The organism is Bradyrhizobium sp. FW305-F6 (genome assembly GCF_058782905.1).
In genome coordinates this window covers 737,465-763,926 of the sequence record NZ_JBYSYD010000004.1, presented here as the reverse complement: position 1 = coordinate 763,926, position 26,462 = coordinate 737,465, and the positions used below count along the sequence as shown (strand labels likewise).

The window sequence follows — 26,462 nt, the reverse complement described above, 5'->3', positions numbered from 1 at the left end:
CTGCCAGCACGTTCCGGAGAATCCATCCCATGAGCCCTCCCTCGCAGTTTTACGCGAAGATCACCGGTCCCATCGTCATGGTCGGCTTCGGCTCCATCGGCAAAGGCACGCTGCCGCTGATCGAGCGGCATCTCGACTACGACAAGTCGCGCGTCACCGTGATCGACCCCAAGGACGAGGGCCGGAAGGCACATTGCGAGAAGCACAATGTGCGCTTCATCCAGAAGGCCGTGACAAAGGACAATTATCGCGAATTGCTGTCTCCGCTGCTCACCGAAGGCGGCGGCCAGGGCTTTTGCGTCAATCTGTCGGTCGATACTGGCTCGACCGACATCATGGAGCTCTGCAACGAGCTCGGCGCGCTCTACATCGACACCGTCAACGAGCCCTGGCTCGGCTTCTATTTCGATGCCTCCAAGGGCCCGGAAGCGCGCTCCAATTACGCTCTTCGCGAAGTGACGCTAGCCGCCAAGCGCGCACGCCCGGCGGGCTCGACCACGGCCGTCTCCTGCTGCGGGGCCAATCCCGGCATGGTCTCCTTCTTCGTCAAGCAGGCGCTGCTCAACGTCGCCGCCGATCTGAAGCTCAACGCCCCGAAGCCGAAGACCCGCGGCGAATGGGCGGATCTGATGCGGCAGGCCGGCATCAAGGGCATCCACATCGCCGAGCGCGACACCCAGCGCTCGAAGAAGCCGAAGGAGCCCGACGTCTTCGTCAACACCTGGTCAGTGGAAGGCTTCCTGTCGGAAGGCGTGCAGCCGTCCGAGCTCGGCTGGGGCACCCATGAGAAATGGATGCCGGAGAATGCGCGCACCCACCAAACCGGCTGCGGCGCCGCCATCTATCTGATGCAGCCCGGCGCCAACACGCGCGTGCGCACCTGGTGCCCGACCCGCGGCGCGCAATACGGCTTCCTCGTCACCCACAACGAGTCGATCTCGATCTCCGATTACTTCACCGTGCGCGACGCCTCGGGTACGGCGATCTACCGGCCGACCTGCCACTACGCCTATCACCCCGCCGACGATGCCGTGCTGTCGCTGCACGAGATGTTCGGCCGCGCCGCGAAGATGCAGGAGAAGCACCACATCCTCGACGAGAACGAGATCGTCGACGGCATCGACGAGCTCGGCGTGCTGCTGTTCGGCCACGAGAACAATGCCTATTGGTACGGCTCGCAGCTCTCGATCGAGGAGACCCGCGCACTCGCGCCCTACCAGAACGCGACCGGCCTGCAGGTGACCTCGGCCGTGCTTGGCGGCATGGTGTGGGCGCTGGAGAATCCCAACGAAGGCATCGTCGAAGCCGACGAGATGGATTTCGAGCGCCTCCTGGAAATCCAGCTGCCGTATCTCGGCCCGGTGAAGGGTTATTATACCGACTGGACGCCGCTGACGCACCGTCCGGGACTGTTTCCGGAAGATATCGACACCAGCGATCCCTGGCAGTTCAGGAACATTCTGGTGCGGTGAGGGCTAGCTCTCCGCTCGTCAGTCCGAGGCGACGCGTAACGTTGAGCCCGGAATCCATCGGGCGGCAATACGCGGGTTCGCGCTTCACGCGCCCCGGAATGACGGCGGAGAACCTACTTCTCCTTGATCGGCGGGGCGATCTTCTCCGCTGGGGCCGGAGGCAGTGCCGGTTGCACAGCAGTCGCCGCGCCCTGCGTCTGCGGATCCGGGCGCGCCGGCTCAGGGGCCGGCGTGGTCGGCCGATCGCCGCCGGGCTTGGCTTCCGCGGGTTTGTTCTGGTCCTCGGACGGCGTGCCCTGGAGCGGCGGCGTTGCCTGCGCCAGTTCCATCCGGCTTTCGGCGCGGATCTGGGCGACGGACATAACCGCCACCACGATTCCTGCTGCCAACAGCGATGCTGCAATCGTCAGGTCGAGCTTCAATTTGCGTTTGTCGTCTTGGCCGGGCATGTCGATCACCGCCTTTGTCCGCGGAATCAACGAAATCGCCCGACCTGGGTTCCGTCAGCAGCATGGTGGAACCCATGTGCATGCCAAAACGCCGCGCTTAGTCCGTCGTACTGACTTCCCAGGTGGCGTGTCGCACGCCCGGCAGATGCTGGAGATCGGTGGCGACCGCATTCAGCTCGTTGGGATCGACAGCAGTCGCGACCAGCTTTGCGGCGATCTCCAGAATGTCCTCGCCGATCTCGGCCACATCGATATCGGCCACCGAATATTTCGCACCCTCGAGCTTCTCGACCAGTCGGTCGCGCATATCAGGAAGAGCGTCAGCGGCAACCGCGAGCTTGAAATAGTACGTCGCCTCCAGAGCCTGCTCGTTCATGGGAATGCGGTTGATGGCGTTCACCAGCGGACGCAGCATGGTGTTGCCGGCAATGACGAAGACGGTCAGCGCCGCAGCCTGCGCGATCATGTCGGCCCCGGCGCAGGAGCCAACCGCCGCGGACGCCCACAGCGTCGCCGCGGTGTTGAGCCCGCGCACGTCCATGCCCTGCTTCATGATGACGCCGGCCCCGAGGAAACCGATGCCGGACACCACATAAGCGATCACGCGCACCGCACCGTCCGCACCTGCCAGATTCATGGCGAGATCGACGAAGGCAGCGGCTCCCACTGCTACCAGCACATTGGTGCGCAGGCCAGCAGTGCGCTGGCGATATTGCCGCTCGGCGCCGATCAGCGTGCCCAGCACGAAGGCGGTGGTCAGGCTGGCCAGCGTGTCCGCGAAATCGACGAGCTGGAAGGTCGTGAGAAAGCGCATGGTCCCCTATACGGCCGGAACCATGACAGATTAAAGCTCCAGCAGCCCGCCATCCCCATTTTCGTCGGCGAAGGCGAGCAGCGTGCCCTTGGCATTCCAGCCGATCGCGGCGACAGGGGGCGTGCCGTTGCGGCGGACCAGGATCTCGGCGCCGTCTTCCAGACGCACCATCAGCACGGTGCCGTCGCTATAGCCGGCAGCGAGGATGTCGTTCCTGGGATGGCAGGCGACGACCGCGACTCGGGCCTGGAGCGGCGCCAGCATCGCGGGCTCCTTGCCCATCGGGCCGTCCTTGCTGCCGAACGGCCAGATGATGACGGTGTCGGCGCCCGACGTGGCCAGCCCCTTGCCGCCCGCGCTCCAGGACATCGAGCGGACCCGGCCGGGATAGCCGGTCATGCGCATGTGCCTGTTGTCGGCGAGCCGCCAGCCGTGCAGCGCCGGCTCGTGCATCGCGGTGACCAGGAATTTGTTGTCCGGGCTGAAGCTGACCGCGTGATGCGAGCCGGCCCAAGGCAGAAATTCGGCCGACCCTTCCATGTTGGGAAACCACAACGTCACGCCGTTGTAATGGGCAATCGCGAGCCGCAGGCCCTTCGGCGCGAACGCGAGGCCGCCGACGGTCGAGGGCACGTCGAGCGACTTCTCCTCGGCTTTGCCGCTCTTCACGGTGGCCGTCTTGCCGGCCGACCAGGCGAAGGCGCCGTCGGCGTGCAGCGCCACCGCGTCGATCCAGCGCCGCTTCGGGTCGGTGGCGAGCAGCGTCACCTCGCCCTTGGCATCGAGCGACACGACCTTGCCATCGTCGCCGCCCATCACGAGGCGCTTGCCGTCGGAGGCGGTGGAGAGAATGCCGCCGCTGTGCACGGCAACCTTTGTGATCTCACCCTGGCCGTCGACAAACGCCACGTTCTCCTCGCCGCCGACAAAGGCGGCGCGTGGCCCGATAAAGTGCACCGAGGTCACGGCCATGCCGAGCGCAATGGGCTTGACGCGGTCGGTGACGGAGACGATCGAGGCCGAATCCGGCGGCGGCGTGAACTCTTTCATCACGAGACGATGCAGCTCTCGAAACCTTTGCGGATCGCCTCTTCCGGCAATTCGCGGCCGATGAAGACGAGGCGGCTTTCACGCGGTTCGCCTTCCTTCCACTTTCGCTGGTGGTTGCCCTCCAGCATCATGTGGACGCCCTGGAAGACGTAGCGGTCGTCGTCGTCGTGGAAGGCGAGGATGCCCTTGGAGCGCAGGATCTTGCCGCCCTCGACCTGCACCAGGTTCTGGAGCCATGGCATGAACACGTTGGGATCGAGCGGCTTGTCGGTCTTGAGCGAAAGCGACTGCATGTCCTCGTCGTGATAGTGCTTCAATCCGTGACCGTGATCATGGTGGTGATGGTCGTGGCCGTGGTGGTGATGATGATCATGGTCGTGATCATGATCGTCGGCCTGCAGGAAATCCGGCTCGATGTCGAGGATGCGGTCGAGGTCGAACGCGCCGCGATCTAACACGTCGGCCAGCGCCACGGAGCATCGCTCGGTGCGGTGGAGTTTCGCGTAAGGATTGATGCCGCGGATGCGGGCCTCGACCTCGGCGAGCTCGCCCTTGGAGACGAGGTCGGTCTTGTTCAGGACGATCACGTCGGCAAAGGCGATCTGGTTCTTGGCCTCGGGTGCATCCTTGAGCCGGGCGGACAGCCATTTGGCGTCGGCGACCGTGACCACCGCGTCGAGCCGCGCGTTCTTCTGCACGTCCTCGTCGACGAAGAAGGTCTGGGCGACCGGCGCCGGATCGGCAAGGCCGGTGGTCTCGACGATGATGGCGTCGAACTTGCCCTTGCGCTTCATCAGGCCGTCCATGATGCGGACGAGGTCGCCGCGCACGGTGCAGCAGATGCAGCCATTGTTCATCTCGAAAACCTCCTCATCGGCGCCGATGATGAGGTCGTTATCGATGCCGATCTCGCCGAATTCGTTGACGATCACGGCGTACTTCTTGCCGTGGTTTTCGGACAGGATGCGGTTGAGCAGCGTGGTCTTGCCGGCTCCGAGATAGCCGGTCAGCACGGTCACGGGAATCTTCTGGGAGGTCGCTTCAGACATAACAACTCCGGACTTCGGGCTTGCCGCGCGACGCGAGGCGGGTGGCCCTGCCCTAATGGTCAAGCGCGCTGGTCAGGGCCTTTATATTGTGCCTGACCATGTCAATGTAAGTGGGTGCAGGCCCCTTTTCGCCGGTCAAACCGTCGGAAATCAAGGTCCCGCCGACCTTGGCGCCGGTCTCGGCCGCGATCCGCCGGATCAGCCGGTCGTCGCTGATATTTTCCAGGAAAACCGCCGGGATCCTCGCGGCCTTGATCTGGCCGATGATGGCCGCAATGTCCCGCGCGCTCGGCTCGGTTTCGGTGGAGACGCCCAGGGGGGCGATGAACTGGATACCGTATTCGGCGGAAAAATAGCCGAAGGCGTCGTGCGTGGAGATCACCTTGCGCCGCTCGGGCGGGATTTTCGCCATGGCCTCGCGGACCTCGCGGTCGAGCGCTTCGAGCTTTTCCAAATAGGCCTCGGCCTGGGTGCGAAAGACCTCCGCGTCGTCAGGAGCGGCCGCGGCCAGCGCATCGGCGATGTCGGTGACGTAGATCCTGGCGTTGGGAACGGACTGCCAGGCGTGGGGATCGGCAGCCGCCCCCAATTTCAGCGGCGTGATGCCGGCGCTCGCGGTCACCACCTTCGCCTTGCTGCCCGCGGACTGCACGAGGCGCGGCAGCCAACCCTCGAGGCCGAGCCCGTTGACGAAGACGAGCTTTGCCGCCGCGATCCGTTTCGCGTCCCCAGGGGCCGGCGTGTAGACATGGACGTCGCCGTCGGCGCCGACCAGCGTCGTCAGGTTGACGCGGTCCCCGCCGACGTTGCGGACGAAGTCGCCGAGGATCGAGAAGCTCGCGACCACATTGAGCCGCTCCGCGGCCTGCAGCGGCGAGGCGATCAACAACAGCGCACAAAACAGGAAGAACCGCATCGTCATGCTTCCAGATGCCGGCCGGGAAACAGCTGCCGGACGATGCCGCCGACGCGGCCGAACAGAACCGAGATCACGTAGATCGCCGTCGCCACCAGAATGATCGCAGGGCCGGACGGCACGCGGGTCTGGAACGACAGCACGAGGCCCGCATAGCCGGAGACCGCCGCGGCGACGACGGCGATGCAGATCATCGCCGTGAGGTCGCGCGACCAGAACCGGGCGATGCCGGCCGGCAGGATCATCAGGCCGACCGCGAGCAGCGTGCCGAGCGCCTGAAATCCATTGACGAGGTTGATCACGACCAGAGCCAGGAAGGCCAGATGCGCGGGTCCCCCGGCGCGGCTGACGGTGCGCAGGAACAAGGGATCGACGCTCTCGATCACCAGTGGACGGTAGATCACCGCGAGCACCAGCAGGGTCACCGTGGCGTTGAAGGCGACCACAAGCAGCGTCTGGTCGTCCATGGCGAGGATGTTGCCGAACAGCACGTGCAGGAGGTCGATATTGGTGCCCTTGATCGAGACGATCGTGACCCCCAGCGCGAGCGAGGCCAGATAGAAGGTCGCGAGCGAAGCATCCTCCTTCAGCCCGGTCGAGCGCGCGACCACGCCGGCGAGGATCGCGACGGTAAAGCCGGCAATCAGGCCGCCCGCCGTCATCGCGAACAAATTGAGGCCCGAGAGCAGGAAGCCGACCGCTGCACCCGGCAGGATCGCATGCGCCATGGCATCGCCGACGAGGCTCATCCGCCGCAGCATCAGGAACACGCCGATCGGCGCGCCCGCCAGGGCGAGCGCGATCACGGCGGCGAGCGCGCGCCGCATGAACTCGAATTCGGTGAACGGACCGATCAGCGCATCATGGAGCATCGGAGATCAGGCCGCCCGCGAGCCGATGTCATCGGCCGCGCAGGCCGCCGCGCTGTCGTCGAATGCCTCGCACATCCGCATCGCGACCAGCAGGTTTTCGGGCGTCAGCACCTCCGCCGTCGGACCCCAGGCCACGGGGCCGCGCGCCAGCACCAGCGTCTCGGTGAAATGGTTGCGCACCATCTCCATGTCGTGCAGTGCGGCGAGCACGGTGCGGCCCTCGGCGTGCCAATCTTTGACCAGCGCGAGCAGATCGACCGTGGTCTTGCTGTCGATGGCGTTGAATGGCTCGTCGAGCACGATCAGCTTCGCGTCCTGCAGCAGCACCCGCGCGAACAGCACGCGCTGCATCTGGCCGCCGGAGAGCGTTCCGATCGGGCGGTTCTCGAAGCCATTGAGACCCACGGAGGCGATCGCGCGCAGGATCTGGTCGCGCGCGGCCTTGCCGATGCCGCCGAACAGGCCGGCCTTGCGCCAGAGGCCGGTGCCGACGAAATCGAACACCGAGATCGGGAAGCTGCGGTCGATCTCCGCGCTCTGCGGCAGGTAGGCGATGTCCCTGCTGTCGAGCCCGCCGAGATGGATGCTGCCGTCAAGCGGCGGGAGGATACCGACGATGCCGCGCAGCAGCGTCGACTTGCCGGCGCCGTTCGGACCGATCACGGCCACCAGCGCGCCGGAAGCGACTTCGCCTTTGAGATGGTGCACGGCCGGATGCCGGTCATAGCCGAGCGTGACGTTGTGAAAGTGGAGCGCTGCCATCCTCACCTCATCGCCAGTAGAACGACGCCCCACAGCACGGTGCAGACGGCGAGCGCGGCCGCGAGACGGCCCGCCATGGTCATGCGCAGGATCGACCAGGGCGCCGCCTGGGCCGGATGCGGCGAGGCCGCATCGTGGACATGGGCGTGGGTATGGGCGTGGGTATGGGCATGGCTGTGATCATGGCCATGCGGATGGTGGCCATGAGAATGGGCGGGGGCATGGTCGTCACGATGGACGTGGGACGCGGCTGGAACCATCGCAGGATGTTATATTATAACATCACGCCTGTCCACGGCTCCGGGGCGGCATTCCGGGGCGCACGAAGCATCCGACGAGGAATCCCAAGACTGGGTGGCTCGGATCGAGGGAATGCACGTCCTGACAAGGAAAGGCAGCCGCGTCCGCGACCGCCTTTGTTTACGTCATTCCGGGCGGCGCATCAGCGCCGAGCCCGGAATCCATCGGGTGTCAGCCCGAGTGGACGAATGGATTCCGGGTTCGCCCTGCGGGCGCCCCGGAATGACAGCGAGGCCTTAGGCCTTCTCGAACAGGGACTCCACGTATTCCCAGTTCACGAGGTTCTCGACGAACGCCTTCAGATAGTCGGGACGGCGGTTGCGGTAGTCGATGTAGTAGGAGTGCTCCCAGACGTCGCAGCCGAGGATCGGGGTGGCGCCGTGCACCAGCGGATTCTCGCCGTTCGGGGTCTTGGAGATCTCGAGCTTGCCGTTCTTGACCTGGAGCCAGCACCAGCCGGAACCGAACTGGCCGACGCCGGCCGCCTGGAAGTCGGTCTTGAACTTCTCGAAGCCGCCGAGGTCCTCGTTGATCTTCTTCTCGAGCTTGCCGGGCAGCTTGGTGCCGCCGCCATTGGGCTTCATCCAGCTCCAGAAGTGGATGTGGTTGTAGTGCTGGCCGGCATTGTTGAACACCGCGGGGTTCTTGCCGAACGAGCCCTTGACGATCTCTTCAAGGGACTTGCCTTCCCATTCGGTCCCTTTGAGCGCGTTGTTGCCGTTGGTGACGTAGGCCTGATGATGCTTGTCGTGGTGATATTCCAGCGTCTCCTTCGACATGTACTGGCCGAGGGCGTCATAGGCGTAAGGAAGTGGGGGCAGCGTAAAGGTCATGGCTTCTTGTCCGCAACTGGTGGGGAACGAGATCTAACGGTCACCCCTTATAGAAGGTTCCGCCGCCATTAAATACCTCAGAATTTGCGAAAAGGCGTGATGCGGCGGTCTCGTCCCGATGCACAAATTGAACGCAACCTGTAGCGTCGATCGACCCTGCGGCTTGTCATGGAATATCATTGCCTTTGAAGCGCTTACGACAGAACGAACGCGCCACGAAGCGGAGCTGTGAAGGACGAGGCCATGAGTATCGAGATCGACATTCTGAACGGCGACGCCTCGTGGCCGATGGCCGAGCCGCTGCATCAGGCGGTCTGGGGACCGCAATTGATCGCGGGCAAGCCTTGGGCTGACGTGAAATGGGCCAATGCCGACCTGCGCGTGCTGATCGAGACGCCTGAGGACGGTCTCGTCTGCCATGTCGGCATCTACTTCCGCACCGTTACCTGGAACGGACAGAAGGTCCATATTGGCGGTATCGGCGGGGTCTGCACGCGCGAGGACCGGCGCGGCCGCGGCTATGCGACCGTGGCGATCGACGCAGCCGTGCACACGATCAGGGCCAACGAGGCCGCCCGCTTCGCCCTGCTGTTCTGCGAACCCCACAATTTTTCGTTCTACGAGACGCGGAGTTGGCTGCCATTCAAGGGCGAGGTCTATTGCGAACAGCCGGAGGGGCGGATCCGCTTCACCCACATGGCGCCCTACGTCTTCAACATCGTCCGCGCGCCGACGCTGGGCACGATCGACCTATGCGGCCTGCCGTGGTGAGCCCTGCGTGAGCGAGGGCTGCGCCGGCCGATTCGCGCCCTATAGTATGTCGAACATCATCCAATATTCCGCCCGGTGACCATGACGATCTACGCCCCCCTAGACGTTATTCCGCCGCGCGCACCGGTCGCTTCCTCCATCGCCAGCCTGCTGACGGCACCGATCCTGCCGACGCTGCTGCGACTCGCCATCCCCAACATGATCGCGATGGTCGGCAGCACGCTGGTTGCGGTGGCCGAGACCTCCTATATCGGTCGGCTCGGCACCATCCCGCTCGCGGCGATCGCGCTGGTGTTTCCGTTCGCGATGCTGACGCAGATGATGAGCGCGGGCGCGATGGGCGGCGGCGTCTCCTCCGCGATCAGCCGCGCCCTCGGCGCAGGGGATCGCGACCGCGCCGCGACGCTGGCGCTGCATGCGGCCATCATCGGCCTCTGCGGCGGTCTGTTGTTCACGGTGATGATGCTTGCCTTTGGCCGCTCCTTCTTCGCGCTGCTCGGCGGCCGCGAGCGCGTCCTGGAAGAAGCCGTCGGCTATTCGCAGGTGCTGTTCTCCGGCGCGGTCGCGATCTGGCTCGTCAACACGCTGGCCTCGGTGATCCGCGGCACTGGCGACATGCGCCTGCCCTCGGCGATTCTGATCGGTGCGAGCGTGGTCCAGATCGCGCTCGGCGGCACGCTCGGGCTCGGCCTGTTCGGAGTGCCGCAATTCGGCATGCCGGGTGTGGCAGCAGGCCAGCTGATCGCGTTCAGTTGCGCGGCGATCTTCTTCGTCTGGTATCTGCTGTCCGGACGCAGCCGGCTGCCGCTGGATGTCCGCGCCTTTCATTTCGAGCGCGCGATGTTCCTGGACATCCTGAAGGTCGGCGCGGTGGCCTGTTTGTCGCCGCTCCAGACCGTGCTCACCATCCTGATCTTCACGAAGATCCTCGCGACCTTCGGCACCGAGATGCTGGCCGGCTACGGCATCGGCTCGCGGCTCGAATTCCTGCTGATTCCGATCACCTTCGCCTTCGGCATCGCCTCGGTGCCGATGGTCGGCGTCGCCATCGGCGCCGGACATGTGAAGCGCGCGCGGCGCGTGGCCTGGACCGCGGCTGCGGCTTCCGGACTCACGGTCGGCCTGATCGGCCTCCTCGTCGCGCTCGCGCCATCGCTGTGGGTCGGACTTTTCACGCGTGATCCCGGCGTCACCGCCGCGGCATACAGCTATTTCCACTGGGCCGGCCCGGCCTTCGTATTCTTCGGGATGGGCGTGTCGCTTTACTTCTCCTCGCAGGGCGCCGCGCGCGTCGGCGGTCCTGTGCTCGCCTCCACCGCGCGGCTCTTGATCGTCGCGATCGGCGGCGTCGGGCTCATGAGCGCGCAAGCTCCGGCCTGGACCCTGTTCGCGCTTGTCGGCGGCGCCATGGTCGTGTTCGGACTCTCGACCGCGGCCTCGGTCGCGTTCGTGCGCTGGGGCAAATGAGCGCAGGTAGAACATTCAGGCAGTTGAACGCAGGAATGTGATTCCAGCCGGCGTTGCACTATCCCGCCGGGCTGCTATTGAGGCGCTCCATTTTCGAGGCCTTCCATGACTTCCAGATTCGCAGCTCTCATCGTCCTCCTCACCGCGATGCTTGGCACATCTGCCGCTCGCGCGCAGAGCGCCGACGGGACCTGGCTCACACAGGCGGGCGATGCGCGCGTGAAGATCAGCAAATGCGGCGGCGGCATCTGCGGCCACGTGGTCTGGCTGCGCGAGCCCTACGACACATCGACCGGCCAGCCCGCCACCGACAGCAAGAATCCCAATCCCGCACTCGCCAGGCGTCCGATGATCGGCCTGCCCTTGTTCAGCGGCATGGAGCCGGTGGGACCCAACAAATGGTCGGGGCAGATCTACAACGCCGACGATGGCAGCACCTATGCGAGCAATATCAGCCTGACGGGCGCGGACTCGCTGCGGGTCGAAGGCTGCGTCGGGGCGCTCTGCGGCGGCGAGACCTGGACGCGCGCGGGACGGTAGTCTCGTGTCCCGGACGCGATCTTCTCACGCGGTCATTGCTTTCAGCTCCGTCGCCGCCGAGGCGTAACCGCCCCGCGCGCCGTCGATGAAGTGGACGTGGTCGCTGCGCAGCACCGACGGCGTGAAGCAGGTCATCATCGCCGCATCTTGCCGGTGAAGGCCATAGCGCACGATACCGTCGCGCGCGGCCGCCGCGAGACGCTCACTCAACGCGCGTTCGAGCTGCGGCGTGCAGTCGAGGATCATGCGCAGACCGTCGTCATATTTTCTGAAGTCCGAGTTCTCGACCACCTGACGCCTGTAGACCGCGGGCACGAAGCCCCCGACCTTGAGGTCGAAGCGCATGACCAGATAGATGAACAAATTATAGGCCAGCACGACGGCCTTACGAAAGAGCAACGGACGGCCGCGCTTGGTGCGGGCCTCGAATTCCACCCCCTGCGGCGGCCATTTCAGCGGCGGCCCCTGCGGCGGCACCGGGCGGCCACCGTCCGGGCTGCGCTCGACGAGATGGATGATATCCTCGATCACCTTGCGGAAGGCGTGCGGATCGGCGCCACGCGCCGGCATCACCAGTACCGACAGGATCAACCCGCGTGAGGCCGGAATCACCTCGAAGCGACAGGACAGGCCCGACAGATCGGGCTGCGTGCCGGCCGGCGCCTCCTTGACCGCAAACTCGCCGTGCTTCATCGCGGCGTCGGCCCAGGCGAGCCCGCCGCCCGAGAACATCGCGTAGGAGAGGTTGGCTGACGGCCCGAAGCGGGCGACGCGCACGTCAAGCCCCTGCGCGCGGATGGCGCTGACCGGCACCAGTGCCACGCGCATGGTCAGATCGAGGTCTTCCCGCACCCAGGTCGCGGTCGCCGCCAGCGCCTCGCGGGCAAGTTCGACATCCTCCGCCGCAACCGCAAAGCTTGCGCCGTCGCCACCGAACACAAAGGGGAATTCGCGCCCCTCCAACGCGTTCGTCACCGCCGCGATCACCGCGGCGCCGGCCATGTTCACCGCCTTGTAGCGCTGCGCCGCGATGGCCTTGGTCGAATCGACGATGTCGGCAATACCGATGCTCCAGTCGTCGGGCAGCGGGGCATAAAGTGAGGGATCCATCAGGCTGGTGAAGCCTCGGAAGACGGGAATGCCGCCATAAAAGGATTGGCCTGAGGTCATCGGGATGCCGGATGGTTGGAATGCAAGAAAAATACGGGGCAGGATCGATCCGGGTTCGCTGGCCGGCGGACCTTTCAATCATTGGCCGAAACGGGCCCGGACAACAAGATGCGGCCGCGCGGCAATTCCGCCGCGGGTCATTGATCGGCATCAAACGGCGGCCCGGAGAGAGCGGCTATCGTCGGTCAGCTCCAGGGGGCGCAGGGGATTATTGCGGTGTCCGATTTCGGCAAGAAGGACTCGCCCTCTCCGGTCCGCCGGCGCACGGGCGTCGATCCGGTCAGCGCGGTGAAGATGCCCGAGGGGCTGACCGCCGCCGTCGATCAATGGGCTGAAGCTCATCGCCTGACCCGCTCGGACGCGATCTGCAAGCTGATCGAGCTGGGCCTGAGAATCGCGCCTCCCGCCCCGACACCGGTGCACCCGCTCGCATCGGACGCCACCAAGATCGAAGAGATCGCAGTGCACGAGATCGAGTCGCTGCTTGATCCCGCGTTGCCGGCGGACGAACGCGAGCGCCGCATCCGTCGCCTCACCGAAGGGCCGCCGGAATTCTCACACGAACGAATTGACCTGCCGAAGCAGCATCGGACCTGAAGCGCCTAAAGGCCGTTGTTTTGCGCATGATCTTTCCGGAAAGCCGCTCGCACTTTCCGGATCATGCTTTAATGTAGCTTCTCGATCTGGCGCTTGCGCAAGGTGTCGATGGAGGCATCGTGGCAGCCGACCAGGCGGACGAATTGCTGCGGGTACATTTCGTGGCCGTGACTACCGGAGTTCTGATGCGTCATCGGCGGGCAGCGGACTTCGCCCGGCTTGGGAAGGCATTGCTCCGTGCGGCCCTGGCTCGAAGCGGTCATGTTTGATGTGGCCATCGACTGCTCCCCTTCTATTAGGGCAGATCGATTGACGTAACCCAATCGATTGCGAGGCATCTTACGACCAAATCCGGCTGTCTGTCATTGCGCCGGATCAACGCAAACTGCCACGACCGGGTTCCGCCTACGCCGTATTGCCCGCGTCGATCGTGAACACCGTCCCGGTAACGTTGCGGCCGCCCTCGCCCAAAAGGTATTCCACCATGCGCGCGACGTCGTCCGTCTCGGGCAGGCGGCGTAGCGCGCTTCGGCTGGCGATGCGCTTGCGTCCTTCGTCGGACAGATTGTGCGTCAGCTCGGTGTCGATGAAGCCTGGAGCGATCGCATTCACGGTGATGCCGAGCTTGCCGACCTCGCGCGCGAGCGAGCGGGTGAAGCCGGTGGCGGCGGCCTTGGTCGCGCCGTAGACGGATAGGCCGTTATAACCGGTGGTGGCGATGATCGAGGAAATGTTGATGATGCGCCCGGCGCCGTCGGCCATCATCTGCCGCGCGACATATTTGGTGAGGATGATCGGCGACAGCACGTTGAGCTGCACCAGCGCCTCGATCTCGGAATTGTGCATGGTGGCGAGCAGGCCCTCGGTGCCGAGGCCGGCATTGTTGACGAGGCCGTAGATCGGGCCGAACTCGTCGCGCACGAGCTTTGCGAAGGCCGGGATCGCATCGATCACGGCAAGGTCGCAGGCGCGGAAATGCAGACGCCCTTCGGAGGCGGCGATCGCCGCCTTGAACTCCTCGCTCTCGCGCCGCGCTGCCGCGATCACGTTGAAGCCGGCAGCGACGAGGCGCTTGCCGATCGCCAGCCCAATGCCGCGGCTGCCGCCGGTGACGAGAACGTTATGCATCGGTACGCGCCAGTTTTCCGGCCGGGGTGACGTCGAGCGCCTCAACGAAGCGGATCACGGCCGGTACCTTGTGGGAGGCGAGCCGGGCGCGGCACTGCTCCAGGATCTGGTCGCGGATCTCCTTCGCGCGGGCCGGATCGGCGCCGTCGGCCAGGATCACATCGGCGACGACGATGCCGCCGGTGATGGGACTGCGGCGCGATCTCGCCCGTGACATCCGCACGTCTGGATGACGGTTGATCACCGCCTCGATCTCCTCGGGGTGGACCTTCAGCCCGCCGATATTGATGATGCCGCCGCGACGGCCGACGAAATAGTAGCGGTCGCCGCGCAGTTCGACGATGTCGCCGCTGTCGACGAAGCCGTCGGCGTCGGTGAGCGGCGCCGCGTTGCGGCCGACATAGGCGTGGGCCGTGCGTGTCGATCGGATCCGCAGCGAGCCGTCGACGACCTTCATCTCGACGCCGTTGCGGTTGCCGAGATAGCCGGCCGGAAAACCCTCCAGCCCGTCATTGACGGCGAAGCCCACGCCGGCTTCCGTCGAGGCATAGGCGTGGCCGACGGAAGCATTGGGGAATGCCGCCTTCAGGCCATCGAGCACGGCCTGGTCGGCGATCTCGCCGGAGAGACGCACATAGGCCGGGGAGAATTGCGCGGCCGAACCACTCATCAGGAGCTTGCGCCAATGCGAGGGCGTGCCGGACATGTGCGAGACGCCGCGCGCGTTCAGCCGCGCGACGTGATCGCCGAGCGCTTCATGCGGATCTGACAGCACCATCGAGCCGCCCGAGAGAATGGCGCGGAGGAAGATCTGCAAGCCGCCATAGCGGCGAATGTCGTAGAACGTCGCCCATACCGGCGCCGGTCCGTGCGCAGGACCCTCGGCGACGATGGCGCCGGTCAGCGCTTCCAGCGTATGGCCGACGATCTTCGGCACCCCGGAGGTGCCTGACGTCAGCATCAGCCATTCGGTGGCGCGCTCGGATTTGGCAGGATCGGTGGCTTGAAGCGGCAAGCGCGCGGTGACGACCAGCGACACGCTGGACGCCGCCCAGCGATCGGGCTCGTCGGTCACAACCGCATCGATCCCGGCATCCGCGATTAGCGCGTCGAGATGTGCCGGGTCGAGATCGGGCGGACAGAGCAGCATGCGACGCGCGATGCCGTCGAGCTCGATCATGGCAAGGCCCGACCGGAGCTGGTCTGACAGTTTCAGCAGCACCGCGCGGCCGGACAGCTCGCGCAGGCGGCCGCCCAGAACCGTGTGCGACAGGATATCCGTTAGCGACACGACATGGTGCGCATCGGAGATCGTGCGGCCTTTCAGCTCCGCGCCGAGATGGTCGCGAAGCGCAAAGATCTCACGCGGGGACATTTTCGTAGGCCCGCACGAAATCGCCCACCGTGGCAGGGAATGCAGCGTCCTCGGAAATCGTGAAGGGGTCGACGCCCGTCTCGTCCTCGAGGCGCGCGACCAGGATCGCGAAAGCGAGCGAGTCGAAACCCGTCTCGTGCAGGGAGAGATCGTCCGAGAGCGCGGGAAGCGTGACGTGCTGTTCCTTGGCGATCTGCTGGATCGCTTCGATGACCTTTGACCTTACCGACATGGCTGGCTCGCTTTTCATTGTCGTTTTGTGTTGCGGCGGCTCTTGATGACCGCCTCCCCATGGCCGTCTGTTTACCCGACAGAAGTAAATGGCTGCTTGGACAATTCAGATAAAATTGCACCTATCTCTCGATTTTGGTTTCGCTACAGCTTGATCGTACCGTCGTTGACGCGAGCATGGACCTCGGCATCCAACGCGACATAGGCACCGGACTTCGGATCGAGGATGAACAGCGGATCGGAGATCGCGGCCGGGTCAAATCCCTCGCGGGCGAGCTCGCCCTTTTTCTGCTTGAAGGTCTCGGTGGCATCGAGCTCGCGCGAGATGCGGATGAAGACCGGGCGGGCATAGGACGGCAAGCGGTGCGCGAGATGATCAGGCAGCGCGGCGATGTCGAAACCTTCGTTCACGACGATCGCACTCATTCCAGCGCGGCCGTCAGTGCCGGGAATGGCGACACCGTAGGTGGTGGCATCGACGACACCGCGGAAATCGCGCACGGCGTCGTTGACCTCCGATGTCGCGACGTTCTCGCCCTTCCAGCGGAAGGTGTCGCCGATGCGATCGACGAAATGGAAAAAGCCCTTGTCGTCGATCCGCATCAGATCGCCGGTGCGAAACCAGGCATCGCCCCTGGCAAACACGTCACGCAGGATCTTCTTCTCGGTCTCGCCGGCGTCGGTGTAGCCCTCGAACCGGCCGCCGCCCTCATCGGCGGTGCCGATGCGGCCGATGGCTTCGCCGGTCTCGCCGCGGGCGCAGGCAATGCAGAAGCCCTCGTCATTGCGCAGCGGCGCGCCACTGTCGGGATCGAGTCTGACGAGACTGGCTGGGAAGCGGTGCGCGAGCAGCGGGGGGATGCGGCCGATCGCGCCCGGCTGTCCCTCGACATTGAACAGCGAGAAATTGCCTTCCGTCGCCGCGTAGAATTCGAGGATCCGTGGAATGGCGAAGCGGGCCTGGAAATCCTCCCAGATGTCGCCGCGCAGGCCGTTGCCGCAGACGAGCCGCAGGCGGTGCCGGCCCTCGTATTCGGAAGGCGCCGCCTTGAGCAGATAGCGGCAGAGCTCGCCGATATATTGAAACATCGTGCAGTCGTGCCGCACGATGTCGGACCAGAAGTTCGAGGCGGAAAATTTCTCCGCAATCACCACCGAGCCGCCCGCGGCCAGCATGCTGCATGGCGCGACGATGCCGCCGACCGAATGGAATAGCGGCAGACAGTCGTAGAGCCGATCTTGCGGCGTCGCACCGGTGAGGCCGGCAAACCAAAGGCCCCAATTGAGAATGCGGCGGTGGCTGATGCTGGCGGCCTTCGGCAGGCCAGTGGTGCCCGAGGTGTAGATCAGCAGCGCACGATCGTTGATCGTGACGTCGCCATGCTCCTCAGGCGAGAGAGGCCCGTCGTCGAGGGCGGCAAGCGCGACGTCGATCGCGCGCTCGCGGCGGGCATCGCCATGGGTCCAGACTTTCGCGTCCGTCTTCAGGTGAGGCGCCGCGCTCTCCAGCGGCTGCATCAGCTCACATGCGACGATAACATGCGAGGGCTTGGCGACGTCGATGCAATGCGCGAGCGATTGCCCCACGAGCTTGGTGTTCAGCAGCGCGACCACGCCGCCGACCCGGCTGATGCCGAGCCAGGCCGCGACATAGTCAACGCCGTTCGGCATCATCAGCGCGACGGTGTCACCCTTGGCCACCCCGACCGACCGCGCCCAGCGGGCATAGCGGTTGATCCGCTTCGACAAGCCTTCATAGTCGAGCGTGGCAGCGTCGGTCACCAGCGCCGCGCGATCGGGCTGGCGTCGCGCCCAATCGTCGACGACATCGGCGAACAAACGCCCCGGCAACATCTCGATCCGGGCCGTGAGCTCGATCGCCTTCAGCCAGATCTTCGAAGCCGAGAAGGCGCGCGTCGCTTTCGGCTGTTCGATGACGCCGGTGGTCATGTTGTTCACTCGTGCGGGCCGTCTGCCGGTTTTGCGGCAACTTAGCCCGCGCGCCCTGCCCAGGTGTTAAGAGACAAGGTAAAACCCGGTTAGTGCGGGATTAACTCTAGTCATCCTTACCAAGCCAGCGCGAAACCGCCGGCCCAAGGTGGCAGAGGTGTCGGAGTCCGGAAGGTTTGCGGCCCGCGAAGCGGGCGATCGCATGGGGAAGCGATCTCGCCTGCGGCCATCCTTCGAGACGCCCGCCTGCGGCGGGCCCTCAGGATGAGGACCGAGCGCGTAGCGCTCGTTTCAATCAGCACCGATGCCGCTTAGCCTCATCCTGAGGGCCCGCCGCAGGCGGGCATCTCGAAGGACGAGGCGCGCGCTCAGCTCGCGCAAAGCACCAAATGATTGCCTACCCTGCCAAGCAGGCGCGCGGATCCGGCTTGATCCTCGTCCTGGTCTGACGCTAGCCGGGTCGCCCGTGGCGTAATCGGCGCGGCGGCGGGTTGACCGGGAAGTACGGGTTGAGGTCGCAGGTCGCGGCGCGTCCCGAGGCGGTCGCGCGGCATTGCGGCAGCGATGTGAAGGAGCAGTCATACCACTCCCCGCCACCGCCATTCGCGCCGGAATAGACGTGCATGCAGACGGGATAGCGGGGATCGAAGGTCTGCCCCTGCGTTGGAGCGGCGGCAAGCAGGGCGCCGCTCGCCACGATCAGAGCGAGCGAGGTTCGCGAGGCGAAGATCCGAGCGAGATACATGGTGGACCGCTAGTATTGCTGCTTCTGCCGCTTGCGCGGGCGCGGCGGGGGCTGGTCGAAGGCATAATAGGGATTGAGGTCGCAGCTCGCCGAGCGGCCCGACGCGGTCGCGCGGCACTGCGGCAGCGAGGTGAAGGAGCAGTCGAAATAATCACCGCCGCCGCCGAAGCCGCCGGGCGTATAGACATGCATGCACACCGGATAGCGCGGATCATAGGTCTGGGCGCTGGCGTCTGCCGCGACGAACAGGGTCGCAATCGCGGTGAGGGTCAATATCGGCAAGCGCATGGAGAAATCCTCGAATCGATCGCGGGCGCCGGCACGGATGCCGGTCACGTCAGGCACCGGCACGGTTGCCGGTCGCCTCATATGGCATAACCCCACGCGCGAGGCGACTGTTCCTCGGGACAGTTGACGGCAAGGTGAGTGGGGCGCGCCGGCGGCGCTCCCTCGTCACGCCGGACCTGCCCCGGCCATCACGCGCCGAGACCCTGCAACACGAGCCGGTTCAGCCGTGTCGCAAACGCCGCCGGGTCCTCCGGCAATTCGCCGTCCAGGATCTGCGCCTGTTCGAGTAGAAGCAGGCTGAGATCATCGACGACCTTCGAGCCGGCCTGCGCCTTGGTGACCGCCGTGACCAGCGGATGGCGCAAATTGATCTCGAGGATCGGCTTGGTCTTCATCCCGCGGTTCTGCTGCGACAGGATGCGCTCGAGCTCGCGGCTGGGCCCCTGGCTGTCGGCGACGAGGCAGGAGGCCGAGCTGGTGAGACGCGTCGAGGCCTTGACGTCGCTGACGCGCTCGCCAAGCGCGGCCTTGATCACGGCGATGGTGGCCGCTTCATCCGCGGCCGGCTCGTCCTTCTTCGACTCGTCCTGATCGTCGATGCGCGGGATCAGATCGAGATTCAGATCGCCCTGGCTCAGCGATTTCAGCGGCTTGCCGTCGAACTCCGACGGCATCGAGGTCCAGAACGCATCGACGGGATCCGACAGCAGCAGCACCTCGATGCCGCGCGCGGTCGCAGCTTCCAGCCGCGGATTGGACTTCAACCGCTCGATGCTGTCACCGACGAGATAATAGATCTCGGTCTGGTTGGGTTTGAAATCGGCTATGACCTGCTTCAGCGACCGTTTATCGCCCGCCGTCGTGGTGAAGCGCGACAGCGAAAGCAGCTTTTCGCGCCGCTCGAAGTCTTCGTAGATGCCTTCCTTGAGCACCGGGCCGAAGGCGTCCCAGATCTTGGCGAAATTATCCGGGTCCTTCTCGGCGAGACTTTCGAGCTCGGACACGACGCGGGTCGCCACGGCTTTGCGTATCTGCGCGAGCTGCGGATTGTTCTGGAGCATCTCGCGGGAGATGTTGAGCGGAAGATCCTCGCTGTCGACGACGCCGCGGACGAAGCGGAGATAGCCCGGCAACAGGTCGGCGTCGTCGGTGATGAAGACGCGGCGGACATAGAGTTTGACCCGGCCCTTGCGATTCGGCTCGAACAGGTCGAACGGCTTGGTCGACGGCGCGAACAGCAGCACGGCGTAGGAGTAGCGGCCCTCGGCGCGGTAATGCAGCGTCATCGCGGGGTCGTCGAAGGCGGACGCGATCTGCTGGTAGGCCTTTTTGTAATCCTCTGCCGTGAGCTCGGATTTCGAGCGCTGCCACAGCGCGCTGGCCGAGTTGATCTGGCGCGGCTCGCCTTCTTCCGGCACGAGCTCGATCGGGAACAGGATGTTGTCGGAATAGGACGTGACGATGCGCTCGATCTCGTAGGTCTCGAGATATTTCCTGGCGTCGTCCTTCAGGTGCAGGACGATCTCGGTGCCGCGCGTCACGCGCGCCGCTTCCTCATCGCTGGCGCGGGCGATCTCGAAGCCGGAGCCGCCTTGGGAGCTCCAGGTCCAGACGTCGCTCTCGCCGGCGCGGCGGCTGATCACGACGATCTTCTCGGCGACCATGAAGGCTGAATAGAAGCCGACGCCGAACTGGCCGATCAGGCCGAGCCCGTCCTTGGCCTCCTTCAGCTTCGACACGAACGCCTTGGTGCCGGAGCGGGCGATGGTGCCGAGATGGTCGATCAACTCCTGCCGCTCCATGCCGATGCCATTGTCGGCGATCGTGAGCGTCCCAGCCGTCTTGTTCGGGATGATGCGGATCTTGAGGGCGTCGCCTTCGCCCAGCAGGGCGGGACTTGCGATGGCCTCGTAGCGCAGCTTGTCGCAGGCATCGGAGGCATTGGAGATGAGTTCGCGGAGGAAGATGTCGGTTTCCGAATATACGGAATGCACCATCAGGTGCAGCAGTTCGGAAACTTCGGCCTGGAAAGGCTGCGTGTGCACAGCCGTATCTGACGTCGTCATGCGCTTACCCGGTCACAACAAAGGGGAGGAACCGGATATAGCGCGAGGCCATGGCGGATCAAGAGGATGTGAACATCCCGGCAGTGCTAGCTACAAAAAGGCGGCGATCAGGTCACGCAGCGGCCAGGCTGGAGCAGCCGAGCGACCTCGGTCAGCGAGCTGACCACCGGCTCACAGGCGATCGTCGGCTTTCTGCGAACCTTCTGGTTCTGGAGCAGCACCGGCGGCCTGGCATTGCCGGTGTCGATCGTCGCGGGGACGCGCAGAAGCACCGACGTATCGGCCAGGTCATTCAGCCGCATCGATACCGTTCGGGTGGGAACCGCTGCCGGCTTGATCTCGGCGAGCCGATCAGCCTTTGCGAGGCGATTGACCTTCTGGCCCGGGGCGACGTTCGAGCTGGGGATGTCGGCGACCGCCTGCCAGCGGTCGGCCAAGTCATGACCGGAGGCCAATTGAACCGCGCCCAAGGTCGCGGCAATCGCAATGGCGCCTAAAACTACCTTTTGAATCTGTGACATGGCCGCCGATCCCTCGCCCCATGGCGATCACGGGAACAACGCGGGCGGAGGAGCGGGAGTTCTTGACCATTACGATCACTTAACCGTGTGCGATAAGGGCTGTGATCGGCGAAATATTTCACAAAGCGCGGGAACGACTTGGGCAGCCAGGAGTCGTCTCAACAGCCGGCTATTCCCCCCTGCCCCATAAGCCGGCGACGTAGGGCGCGACTGTGGTGATGCCAGTCGCGCCTTACTTTTGTCTGGAGCCTACTTCGCCGCCCCGGCGAGCCAATCCCGCCCCTCGTCATAGAGCTTCTCGACCTCGGCGCCGATGAGACCGGGCATGTCGCGCTTGACCTTGTAGCCGATCAGCTCCTGCATGTAGGCGAGGTGGCGGTAGCCTTCCGGGAGAGCGGCGAGCGCCTGCTGATCGAGGCGCAGCGTCGCGGCGGGATCGACCGGATCGATCCGGTCCTTCTCGTAGATCGGCTGGCGGCGGACGATGCCCCATTTGCCAATTCCTAATTGATCCTCGCGCTTTTCCAGGAAATCGTAGAAGCGTCCGGTGCAGACGACGTCGCAGAGCACGTCATGCACGAGAGCCCGCTGCGAGATCGTCATCTTGGTCTGCGCGATCGCGCGTGCGCCGGAGAGGTCGATGCTGGTGCCGCCAAGGAAATGCAGGATACGTACGCCCTTGGCAAACCCCTCCTGGCTGACGCGAATGAAATCCCGCGCCGGCCCCTGAAACCAGGTCGCGGACATCCAGCCCTCCTCGTGCCACACCGTGGCGAAGCGCTCCCAGTCACCGGCATCGCGCCACACCGCCCAGTTCTCGACGAGGTCGCGGATGGCGAGGCGATCGAGCAGTTGCTGGTCCATGGACACATCTCCGACTGGCATCAATGCACGAGGTTTTGAGCGGCTAAGTCGGCAGCCGTCAAGCGCAGCAGGCGGCACGAAAAATCCGGCGTGCCTTGCAGCACGCCGGATTGGATCGTCAGCTGAGTGTCAGGCGCAGAAGTCCTACGCCGCGGGCGCCTTCGGCGCGCGGTTGCGTGAGTTGCGCTGGAAGAACAGGGCCTGACTCGCCACCGCCGACACCATGGCGGGCTGGAACGGTTTGGAGATCAGGAACGCCGGCTCAGGCCGCTCGCCCGTGAGGAAGCGCTCGGGGTAGGCGGTGATGAACACCACCGGCACCTCGAAGGTGCGCAGCAATTCGTTGACGGCGTCGAGGCCCGACGAGCCGTCGGCGAGCTGGATGTCGGCGAGGATCAGGCCCGGCCGCTTGTTCTTGGCCAGCGCCACCGCATCGGCATGGGTGCGCGCCACGCCGACGACATTGTGGCCGAGATTCTTCACCAGGCTCTCGAGGTCCATGGCGATGAAGGTCTCGTCCTCGATGATCAGCACGTCGGTCGCGATCTCGGCGGCCATCTCGCGGCCGGCAGCGTCCGCAAGGCGGCGCGTCTCCGCGACGTCGGTGCCGAGAACGAAGGCGACTTCCTCTTCCGAAAAGCCCTCGAGCGAAAGCAGCAGGAAGGCCTGGCGCGGCAGCGGGGTAATGTTAGACAACCTCCGCTCGGGTGGCATCGGCAGGGTCGCCACCTCGGCATCGTCGTTGACCGAGACCGAATTCCAAATCTGGGTAAACAGCCGGAAAAGGCCGGCCCTGGGCCCATGGCTCTCGTCGAGTACCGACGGGTCTCCCAGCATGGCCTCCAGCATGGCAGCGACATAGGCGTCACCGGAGGACTGGCTGCCCGTCAGGGCGCGCGCGTACCGGCGCAACAACGGCAAGTGTTCAGCAACAAGCTGTGAACGGGACATCCCCACTCCATTCGTCTTCGGGCCAACCTTAGCTGAGGTCACGCGGGGGGCCCGGGGTTCCCCTGCTGCACTGATTACGCCCCGAGCCTAGAAAAGTTCCGGCAAACTGGGAACTTTTTAGCGCAGCTGGAATTGAGCCTATCCAGGGAACGGCTCCCGGTTGAGAAAATTTCTCGATTTTACAGTCACTTAACTCGGGGAAACGTGGAACAGGTCATGAAAGATCTCAAGTCTCAAGTCAGCAGAAGCACGACCCCCGGCAAGGGAGGGCTCACTCCGGAGATTCAATCCCGGATCGGGCACCAACTGCGCGCGATGTACGACGATGTGGTGCGGCAGGGGGTTCCGGATCGGTTCGCGGAACTGATCAAGAAGCTTGATGCCCAGGGAGCGGCGCCTCAAGTGGAAAATGACGCGGGATCTAACGACAACAACAACGGGAGGGATTAATGCCTCTCACGGACTCCCTGCGTAACGACATCCTGGCGGCCGTGCCGAGCCTGCGCGCGTTCGCCATCTCGCTCAGCGGCAATGCGGATCGCGCCGACGACCTGGTGCAGGAGACGTTGCTGCGCGCGCTCGCCAACATCGACTCGTTCCAGCCCGGCTCCAACCTGCCGGCGTGGCTGTTCACGATCCTGCGCAACCTGTTCCGCTCCGACTATCGCAAGCGGCGGCGCGAGGTCGAGGATGCCGAAGGCAACTATGCCAAGACGCTGAAGACTCAGCCGTCGCAGAACGCCCATCTCGAGTTCGAGGAGTTTCGCACCGCTCTCGAAAAGCTTCCGCAGGATCAGCGTGAAGCGTTGATCCTGGTCGGCGCCTCCGGTTTCTCCTATGAGGACGCGGCTTCGATCTGCGGCTGCGCAGTCGGCACGATCAAGAGCCGCGTGAACCGCGCCCGCTCCAAGCTCGCTGCGCTGCTCTATGTCGACGGCGCCGAGGATTTCGGGCCCGACGAGACCGTGCGGGCCGTGATCGGCGGTAGCGGCGGCTGACAGCCGGCCTCAATCGTATCGGGACAACATGAAGGCGGCCGTTTCCACGGCCGCCTTTTCATGCGTTCGAGCACCAACCGGCGAGGCCGGTCACTCGTCCACGAAGGTCACGGTTTCCGCCACGCTCGCCCGCGAGGTGCGGTAGCTGTTGACCTTGTGGGCATGGTCGGCATAGCCGAACGAGATGCCGCAGACGACGCGGCGATCCTCGGCCAGGTTGAAGTGGCTGCGGATCAGTCCGGAGTGCCGCGCCAGCGCCGCCTGCGGGATCGTCCCTAGTCCGAGCGCCTGTGCAGCCAGCATGAAGTTCGAGACATAGGCGCCGCAATCGATGGCGCCATAAATGCCGAGCGGCTCGTTGGTGTGGATGATGGCGACGTGCGGCGCGCCGAAGAAATTGTAGTTTTCCAGCGCCTGCCTGGCGTAGGCCATCTTGTCGCCGCGGGCGATGCCCAGCGTGTTGTAGAGCTGAAAGCCGCTCTCGCGTCGCCGCTCCAGATAGACGCCGACATATTCGCGCGGCGGTGTGAAGTCGTAATCGTCGCCGAGGCCCTTCGAGGCCTCAGCGTAGATCGCCTTGCGAAAGCGCTCCTTGGCTTCGCCGCTGGCGATGACGACCTGCCAGGGCTGGCTGTTGCACCAGGATGCCGTGCGCTGGGCGGTGGCCAGCACATGCTCGATGGTGGCGCGGTCGACGTCCTTGGGGAGGAAGGCGCGGACCGAGTAGCGCTCGTTGAGGAGCTCTTCGAGCACGCCGATGCGATCGGCTTGTTTGACGGGTGCGTCCATGGATCAGCTCACTCTTCGTAGGGTGGGTTAGCCGAAGGCGTAACCCACCTCTTTGTTTCCGCATTGACCGATCTGGTAGGTTACGCCGAGCGGATCGCGCTTCGCGCATCCGCTGCGCTAACCCACCCTACTATGCCATCACCGCCCCTTGGTCGGGATCTTGTTATACGGCACGTCCTTGTCGACGCGAATGTCGCCGGGCAGGCCCAGCACGCGCTCGGCGATGATGTTGCGCAGGATCTCGTCGGTGCCGCCGGCGATGCGCATCGAGGGCGAGGACAGCAACATCTGCTGGAACTGGCCCTGCACCGTCTCCTCGTCGTTGCCGGTGAGCACGCCCGCCGCGCCCTGCAGGTCCATGGCGTAAGTCGCGATGTCCTGCAGCATCATGCCCGAGACCAGCTTGCCGATCGAATTCTCCGGGCCTGGCCGCTCGCCCTTCGACAGCGCCGAGATGGTGCGGTAGCTGGTGAATTTCAGCCCATTCGACTTCGCCGCCCAGCTCGCGAGCTTCGAGCGCACGGCGGGATCCTCGATGGCGAGGCCATCCTCCAGCATCAAATTGGAGCAGAACTCGAACATCTCAGGGACGCCGGTCGCAAGCCGCGCGCCGATCGACATGCGCTCGTTCATCAGCGTCGTCAGCGACACGCTCCAGCCCTCGCCGATGGCACCGAGACGCTGGCTGTCCGGGATCACGACGTCAGTGAAATAGACCTCGTTGAACTCCTGCATGCCGTTGGCCTGCTTGATCGGCCGCACCTCGACGCCCGGGCTCTTCATGTCCAGGAAGAACATGGTGAGGCCCTTGTGCTTGGGCACGTTCGGATCGGTGCGCGCGATCAGGAGGCCGTAGTCGGAATAATGCGCGCCCGAGGTCCAGATCTTCTGGCCGTTGACGACCCAATCGTCGCCCTTCTTCTCCGCGCGGGTGCGAAGCCCTGCGACGTCGGAGCCGGCGGACGGCTCGGAGAACAGCTGGCACCAGATCTCCTCGCCCGACGCGAGCTTGGGCAGATAGCGGCGCTTGGCCTCCTCGCTGCCGAAGGCCATCACGGTCGGGCCGCACATGCCTTCGCCGATCTGGAACGGCTGCGTCAGCTTGCCGTAGACGCCCTCCTCCTGCTGCCAGATCACCTTCTCGATCGGCGAGGCGCCGCGGCCGCCATACTCCTTCGGCCAGTGCAGGCAGGCCCAATTGCCCTCGAACTTCTTCTTCTGCCAGGCCTTGCCGACATCGACGATGTCGCGATTGGCGAGGCGGATGCGGCCGAGCGAGGATTTCGACAGCTCGGCATGGAGCTCCTGCGGCGCGTTGGCCTCGATCCATTTGCGCGCGGTCTCGCGGAATGCGGCTTCCTGCGGCGTGTCGTCGAAATTCATGGCGCTTCCTTTTTGTCATTCCGGGGCGCGCAACGCGCGAACCCGGAATCCAGAGGTTACCTACACATCTCGAGATTCCGGGTTCGGCTCTTCGAGCCGCCCCGGAATGAC

General features: G+C 64.8%; 30 protein-coding genes. 7 read left to right on the top strand and 23 right to left on the bottom strand.

The annotated features are described in order from the left end of the window. Window positions 1–29: 29 nt before the first annotated feature. Window positions 30–1,472 (top strand): homospermidine synthase, encoded by a 1,443-nt coding sequence (locus tag AC3WLX_RS28050; RefSeq protein ID WP_492338391.1) that lies wholly within the window; start codon window positions 30–32, stop codon window positions 1,470–1,472. A gap of 113 nt (window positions 1,473–1,585) precedes the next feature. On the opposite strand, the gene AC3WLX_RS28045 is transcribed toward AC3WLX_RS28050, so the two are convergent. From AC3WLX_RS28045 to AC3WLX_RS28005, 9 genes are all read right to left on the bottom strand, one after another. Then, the gene (locus tag AC3WLX_RS28045; RefSeq protein ID WP_291628857.1) at window positions 1,586–1,921 is read right to left on the bottom strand and encodes a hypothetical protein; all 336 of its coding nucleotides are present in this window, start codon (window positions 1,919–1,921) and stop codon (window positions 1,586–1,588) included. A gap of 97 nt (window positions 1,922–2,018) precedes the next feature. Further along, window positions 2,019–2,735, bottom strand: a complete 717-nt coding sequence (locus AC3WLX_RS28040) for an MgtC/SapB family protein (protein WP_492338390.1) — start codon at window positions 2,733–2,735, stop codon at window positions 2,019–2,021. Between the two features lie 30 nt (window positions 2,736–2,765). Beyond that, window positions 2,766–3,785 carry a WD40 repeat domain-containing protein gene (locus AC3WLX_RS28035; protein ID WP_492338425.1) on the bottom strand — a complete coding sequence of 340 codons (1,020 nt, stop codon included), beginning with the start codon at window positions 3,783–3,785 and terminating at the stop codon, window positions 2,766–2,768. After that, window positions 3,785–4,834 carry a CobW family GTP-binding protein gene (locus AC3WLX_RS28030; protein ID WP_492338389.1) on the bottom strand — a complete coding sequence of 350 codons (1,050 nt, stop codon included), beginning with the start codon at window positions 4,832–4,834 and terminating at the stop codon, window positions 3,785–3,787. Before AC3WLX_RS28030 ends, AC3WLX_RS28035 begins: the two co-directional genes overlap by 1 nt. 52 nt (window positions 4,835–4,886) lie before the next feature. After that, window positions 4,887–5,750: a metal ABC transporter solute-binding protein, Zn/Mn family gene (locus tag AC3WLX_RS28025; protein WP_492338424.1), complete on the bottom strand. Its 864-nt coding sequence runs from the start codon at window positions 5,748–5,750 to the stop codon at window positions 4,887–4,889. Window positions 5,751–5,752: 2 nt separating this feature from the next. Continuing rightward, window positions 5,753–6,622: a metal ABC transporter permease gene (locus AC3WLX_RS28020; RefSeq protein ID WP_492338388.1), complete on the bottom strand. Its 870-nt coding sequence runs from the start codon at window positions 6,620–6,622 to the stop codon at window positions 5,753–5,755. 6 nt (window positions 6,623–6,628) lie between these two features. Next, window positions 6,629–7,384, bottom strand: a complete 756-nt coding sequence (locus AC3WLX_RS28015; protein ID WP_492338387.1) for a metal ABC transporter ATP-binding protein — start codon at window positions 7,382–7,384, stop codon at window positions 6,629–6,631. A 2-nt stretch (window positions 7,385–7,386) separates the two neighbouring features. Then, on the bottom strand, window positions 7,387–7,644 hold the full coding sequence (locus AC3WLX_RS28010) for a hypothetical protein (RefSeq protein ID WP_492338386.1): 258 nt from the start codon (window positions 7,642–7,644) through the stop codon (window positions 7,387–7,389). 276 nt (window positions 7,645–7,920) lie between these two features. Further along, entirely contained in the window at window positions 7,921–8,517 is a 597-nt protein-coding gene (locus AC3WLX_RS28005; RefSeq protein WP_027573470.1) for a superoxide dismutase, read from the bottom strand. A 243-nt stretch (window positions 8,518–8,760) separates the two neighbouring features. Here AC3WLX_RS28005 and AC3WLX_RS28000 point away from each other — a divergent pair, with 243 nt between their 5' ends. From AC3WLX_RS28000 to AC3WLX_RS27990, 3 genes are all read left to right on the top strand, one after another. After that, complete coding sequence (locus tag AC3WLX_RS28000; protein ID WP_291625520.1) at window positions 8,761–9,288, top strand: GNAT family N-acetyltransferase; 528 nt, start codon at window positions 8,761–8,763, stop codon at window positions 9,286–9,288. 81 nt (window positions 9,289–9,369) lie between these two features. Further along, window positions 9,370–10,755, top strand: coding sequence for an MATE family efflux transporter (locus AC3WLX_RS27995; protein WP_492338385.1), 1,386 nt, complete (start codon window positions 9,370–9,372; stop codon window positions 10,753–10,755). A 105-nt stretch (window positions 10,756–10,860) separates the two neighbouring features. Then, window positions 10,861–11,295, top strand: coding sequence for a DUF2147 domain-containing protein (locus tag AC3WLX_RS27990; RefSeq protein ID WP_492338384.1), 435 nt, complete (start codon window positions 10,861–10,863; stop codon window positions 11,293–11,295). A 24-nt stretch (window positions 11,296–11,319) separates the two neighbouring features. Here the strand turns inward: AC3WLX_RS27990 and AC3WLX_RS27985 are convergent, their stop codons facing one another. Beyond that, window positions 11,320–12,465, bottom strand: a complete 1,146-nt coding sequence (locus tag AC3WLX_RS27985) for a DUF3095 domain-containing protein (RefSeq protein ID WP_492338383.1) — start codon at window positions 12,463–12,465, stop codon at window positions 11,320–11,322. A 207-nt stretch (window positions 12,466–12,672) separates the two neighbouring features. On the opposite strand from AC3WLX_RS27985, the gene AC3WLX_RS27980 reads away from it, so the two are divergent. Beyond that, entirely contained in the window at window positions 12,673–13,062 is a 390-nt protein-coding gene (locus AC3WLX_RS27980) for a hypothetical protein (protein ID WP_492338423.1), read from the top strand. A gap of 68 nt (window positions 13,063–13,130) precedes the next feature. Here AC3WLX_RS27980 and AC3WLX_RS27975 read toward each other — a convergent pair whose 3' ends face one another. The 11 genes from AC3WLX_RS27975 to AC3WLX_RS27925 form a co-directional block, all read right to left on the bottom strand. After that, window positions 13,131–13,340: a hypothetical protein gene (locus AC3WLX_RS27975; RefSeq protein WP_492338382.1), complete on the bottom strand. Its 210-nt coding sequence runs from the start codon at window positions 13,338–13,340 to the stop codon at window positions 13,131–13,133. A gap of 127 nt (window positions 13,341–13,467) precedes the next feature. Further along, window positions 13,468–14,190 (bottom strand): SDR family NAD(P)-dependent oxidoreductase, encoded by a 723-nt coding sequence (locus tag AC3WLX_RS27970; RefSeq protein ID WP_492338381.1) that lies wholly within the window; start codon window positions 14,188–14,190, stop codon window positions 13,468–13,470. Continuing rightward, window positions 14,183–15,565, bottom strand: a complete 1,383-nt coding sequence (locus tag AC3WLX_RS27965; protein WP_492338380.1) for a class I adenylate-forming enzyme family protein — start codon at window positions 15,563–15,565, stop codon at window positions 14,183–14,185. The genes AC3WLX_RS27970 and AC3WLX_RS27965 overlap by 8 nt, the downstream gene beginning before the upstream one ends. Then, window positions 15,552–15,797: an acyl carrier protein gene (locus tag AC3WLX_RS27960; RefSeq protein ID WP_015688794.1), complete on the bottom strand. Its 246-nt coding sequence runs from the start codon at window positions 15,795–15,797 to the stop codon at window positions 15,552–15,554. Before AC3WLX_RS27960 ends, AC3WLX_RS27965 begins: the two co-directional genes overlap by 14 nt. Window positions 15,798–15,940: 143 nt before the next feature. Continuing rightward, window positions 15,941–17,755, bottom strand: coding sequence for a long-chain-acyl-CoA synthetase (locus tag AC3WLX_RS27955; RefSeq protein WP_492338379.1), 1,815 nt, complete (start codon window positions 17,753–17,755; stop codon window positions 15,941–15,943). Window positions 17,756–18,197: 442 nt separating this feature from the next. Continuing rightward, on the bottom strand, window positions 18,198–18,491 hold the full coding sequence (locus tag AC3WLX_RS27950; protein WP_492338378.1) for a DUF3551 domain-containing protein: 294 nt from the start codon (window positions 18,489–18,491) through the stop codon (window positions 18,198–18,200). Window positions 18,492–18,500: 9 nt separating this feature from the next. After that, a complete protein-coding gene (locus AC3WLX_RS27945; RefSeq protein WP_492338422.1) occupies window positions 18,501–18,779 on the bottom strand; it encodes a DUF3551 domain-containing protein in 279 nt (92 codons plus the stop codon). A 188-nt stretch (window positions 18,780–18,967) separates the two neighbouring features. After that, complete coding sequence (gene htpG / locus AC3WLX_RS27940) at window positions 18,968–20,845, bottom strand: molecular chaperone HtpG (protein ID WP_492338377.1); 1,878 nt, start codon at window positions 20,843–20,845, stop codon at window positions 18,968–18,970. 107 nt (window positions 20,846–20,952) lie between these two features. Next, window positions 20,953–21,366 carry a hypothetical protein gene (locus AC3WLX_RS27935; RefSeq protein WP_291625841.1) on the bottom strand — a complete coding sequence of 138 codons (414 nt, stop codon included), beginning with the start codon at window positions 21,364–21,366 and terminating at the stop codon, window positions 20,953–20,955. Window positions 21,367–21,615: 249 nt separating this feature from the next. Beyond that, on the bottom strand, window positions 21,616–22,230 hold the full coding sequence (locus AC3WLX_RS27930; RefSeq protein WP_492338376.1) for a nuclear transport factor 2 family protein: 615 nt from the start codon (window positions 22,228–22,230) through the stop codon (window positions 21,616–21,618). Window positions 22,231–22,374: 144 nt separating this feature from the next. After that, window positions 22,375–23,181 (bottom strand): response regulator, encoded by an 807-nt coding sequence (locus tag AC3WLX_RS27925; RefSeq protein WP_492338375.1) that lies wholly within the window; start codon window positions 23,179–23,181, stop codon window positions 22,375–22,377. Window positions 23,182–23,397: 216 nt separating this feature from the next. Between AC3WLX_RS27925 and AC3WLX_RS27920 the strand changes: the two genes are divergently transcribed. Then, window positions 23,398–23,631 carry a NepR family anti-sigma factor gene (locus AC3WLX_RS27920; protein ID WP_291625837.1) on the top strand — a complete coding sequence of 78 codons (234 nt, stop codon included), beginning with the start codon at window positions 23,398–23,400 and terminating at the stop codon, window positions 23,629–23,631. Next, the gene (locus AC3WLX_RS27915; RefSeq protein WP_011090521.1) at window positions 23,631–24,179 is read left to right on the top strand and encodes a sigma-70 family RNA polymerase sigma factor; all 549 of its coding nucleotides are present in this window, start codon (window positions 23,631–23,633) and stop codon (window positions 24,177–24,179) included. The genes AC3WLX_RS27920 and AC3WLX_RS27915 overlap by 1 nt, the downstream gene beginning before the upstream one ends. Window positions 24,180–24,269: 90 nt before the next feature. Here the strand turns inward: AC3WLX_RS27915 and AC3WLX_RS27910 are convergent, their stop codons facing one another. Then, window positions 24,270–24,968: a nitroreductase gene (locus AC3WLX_RS27910; protein ID WP_492338374.1), complete on the bottom strand. Its 699-nt coding sequence runs from the start codon at window positions 24,966–24,968 to the stop codon at window positions 24,270–24,272. 138 nt (window positions 24,969–25,106) lie between these two features. Continuing rightward, window positions 25,107–26,351: an acyl-CoA dehydrogenase gene (locus AC3WLX_RS27905; RefSeq protein ID WP_492338373.1), complete on the bottom strand. Its 1,245-nt coding sequence runs from the start codon at window positions 26,349–26,351 to the stop codon at window positions 25,107–25,109. Between the last annotated feature and the right edge of the window lie 111 nt (window positions 26,352–26,462).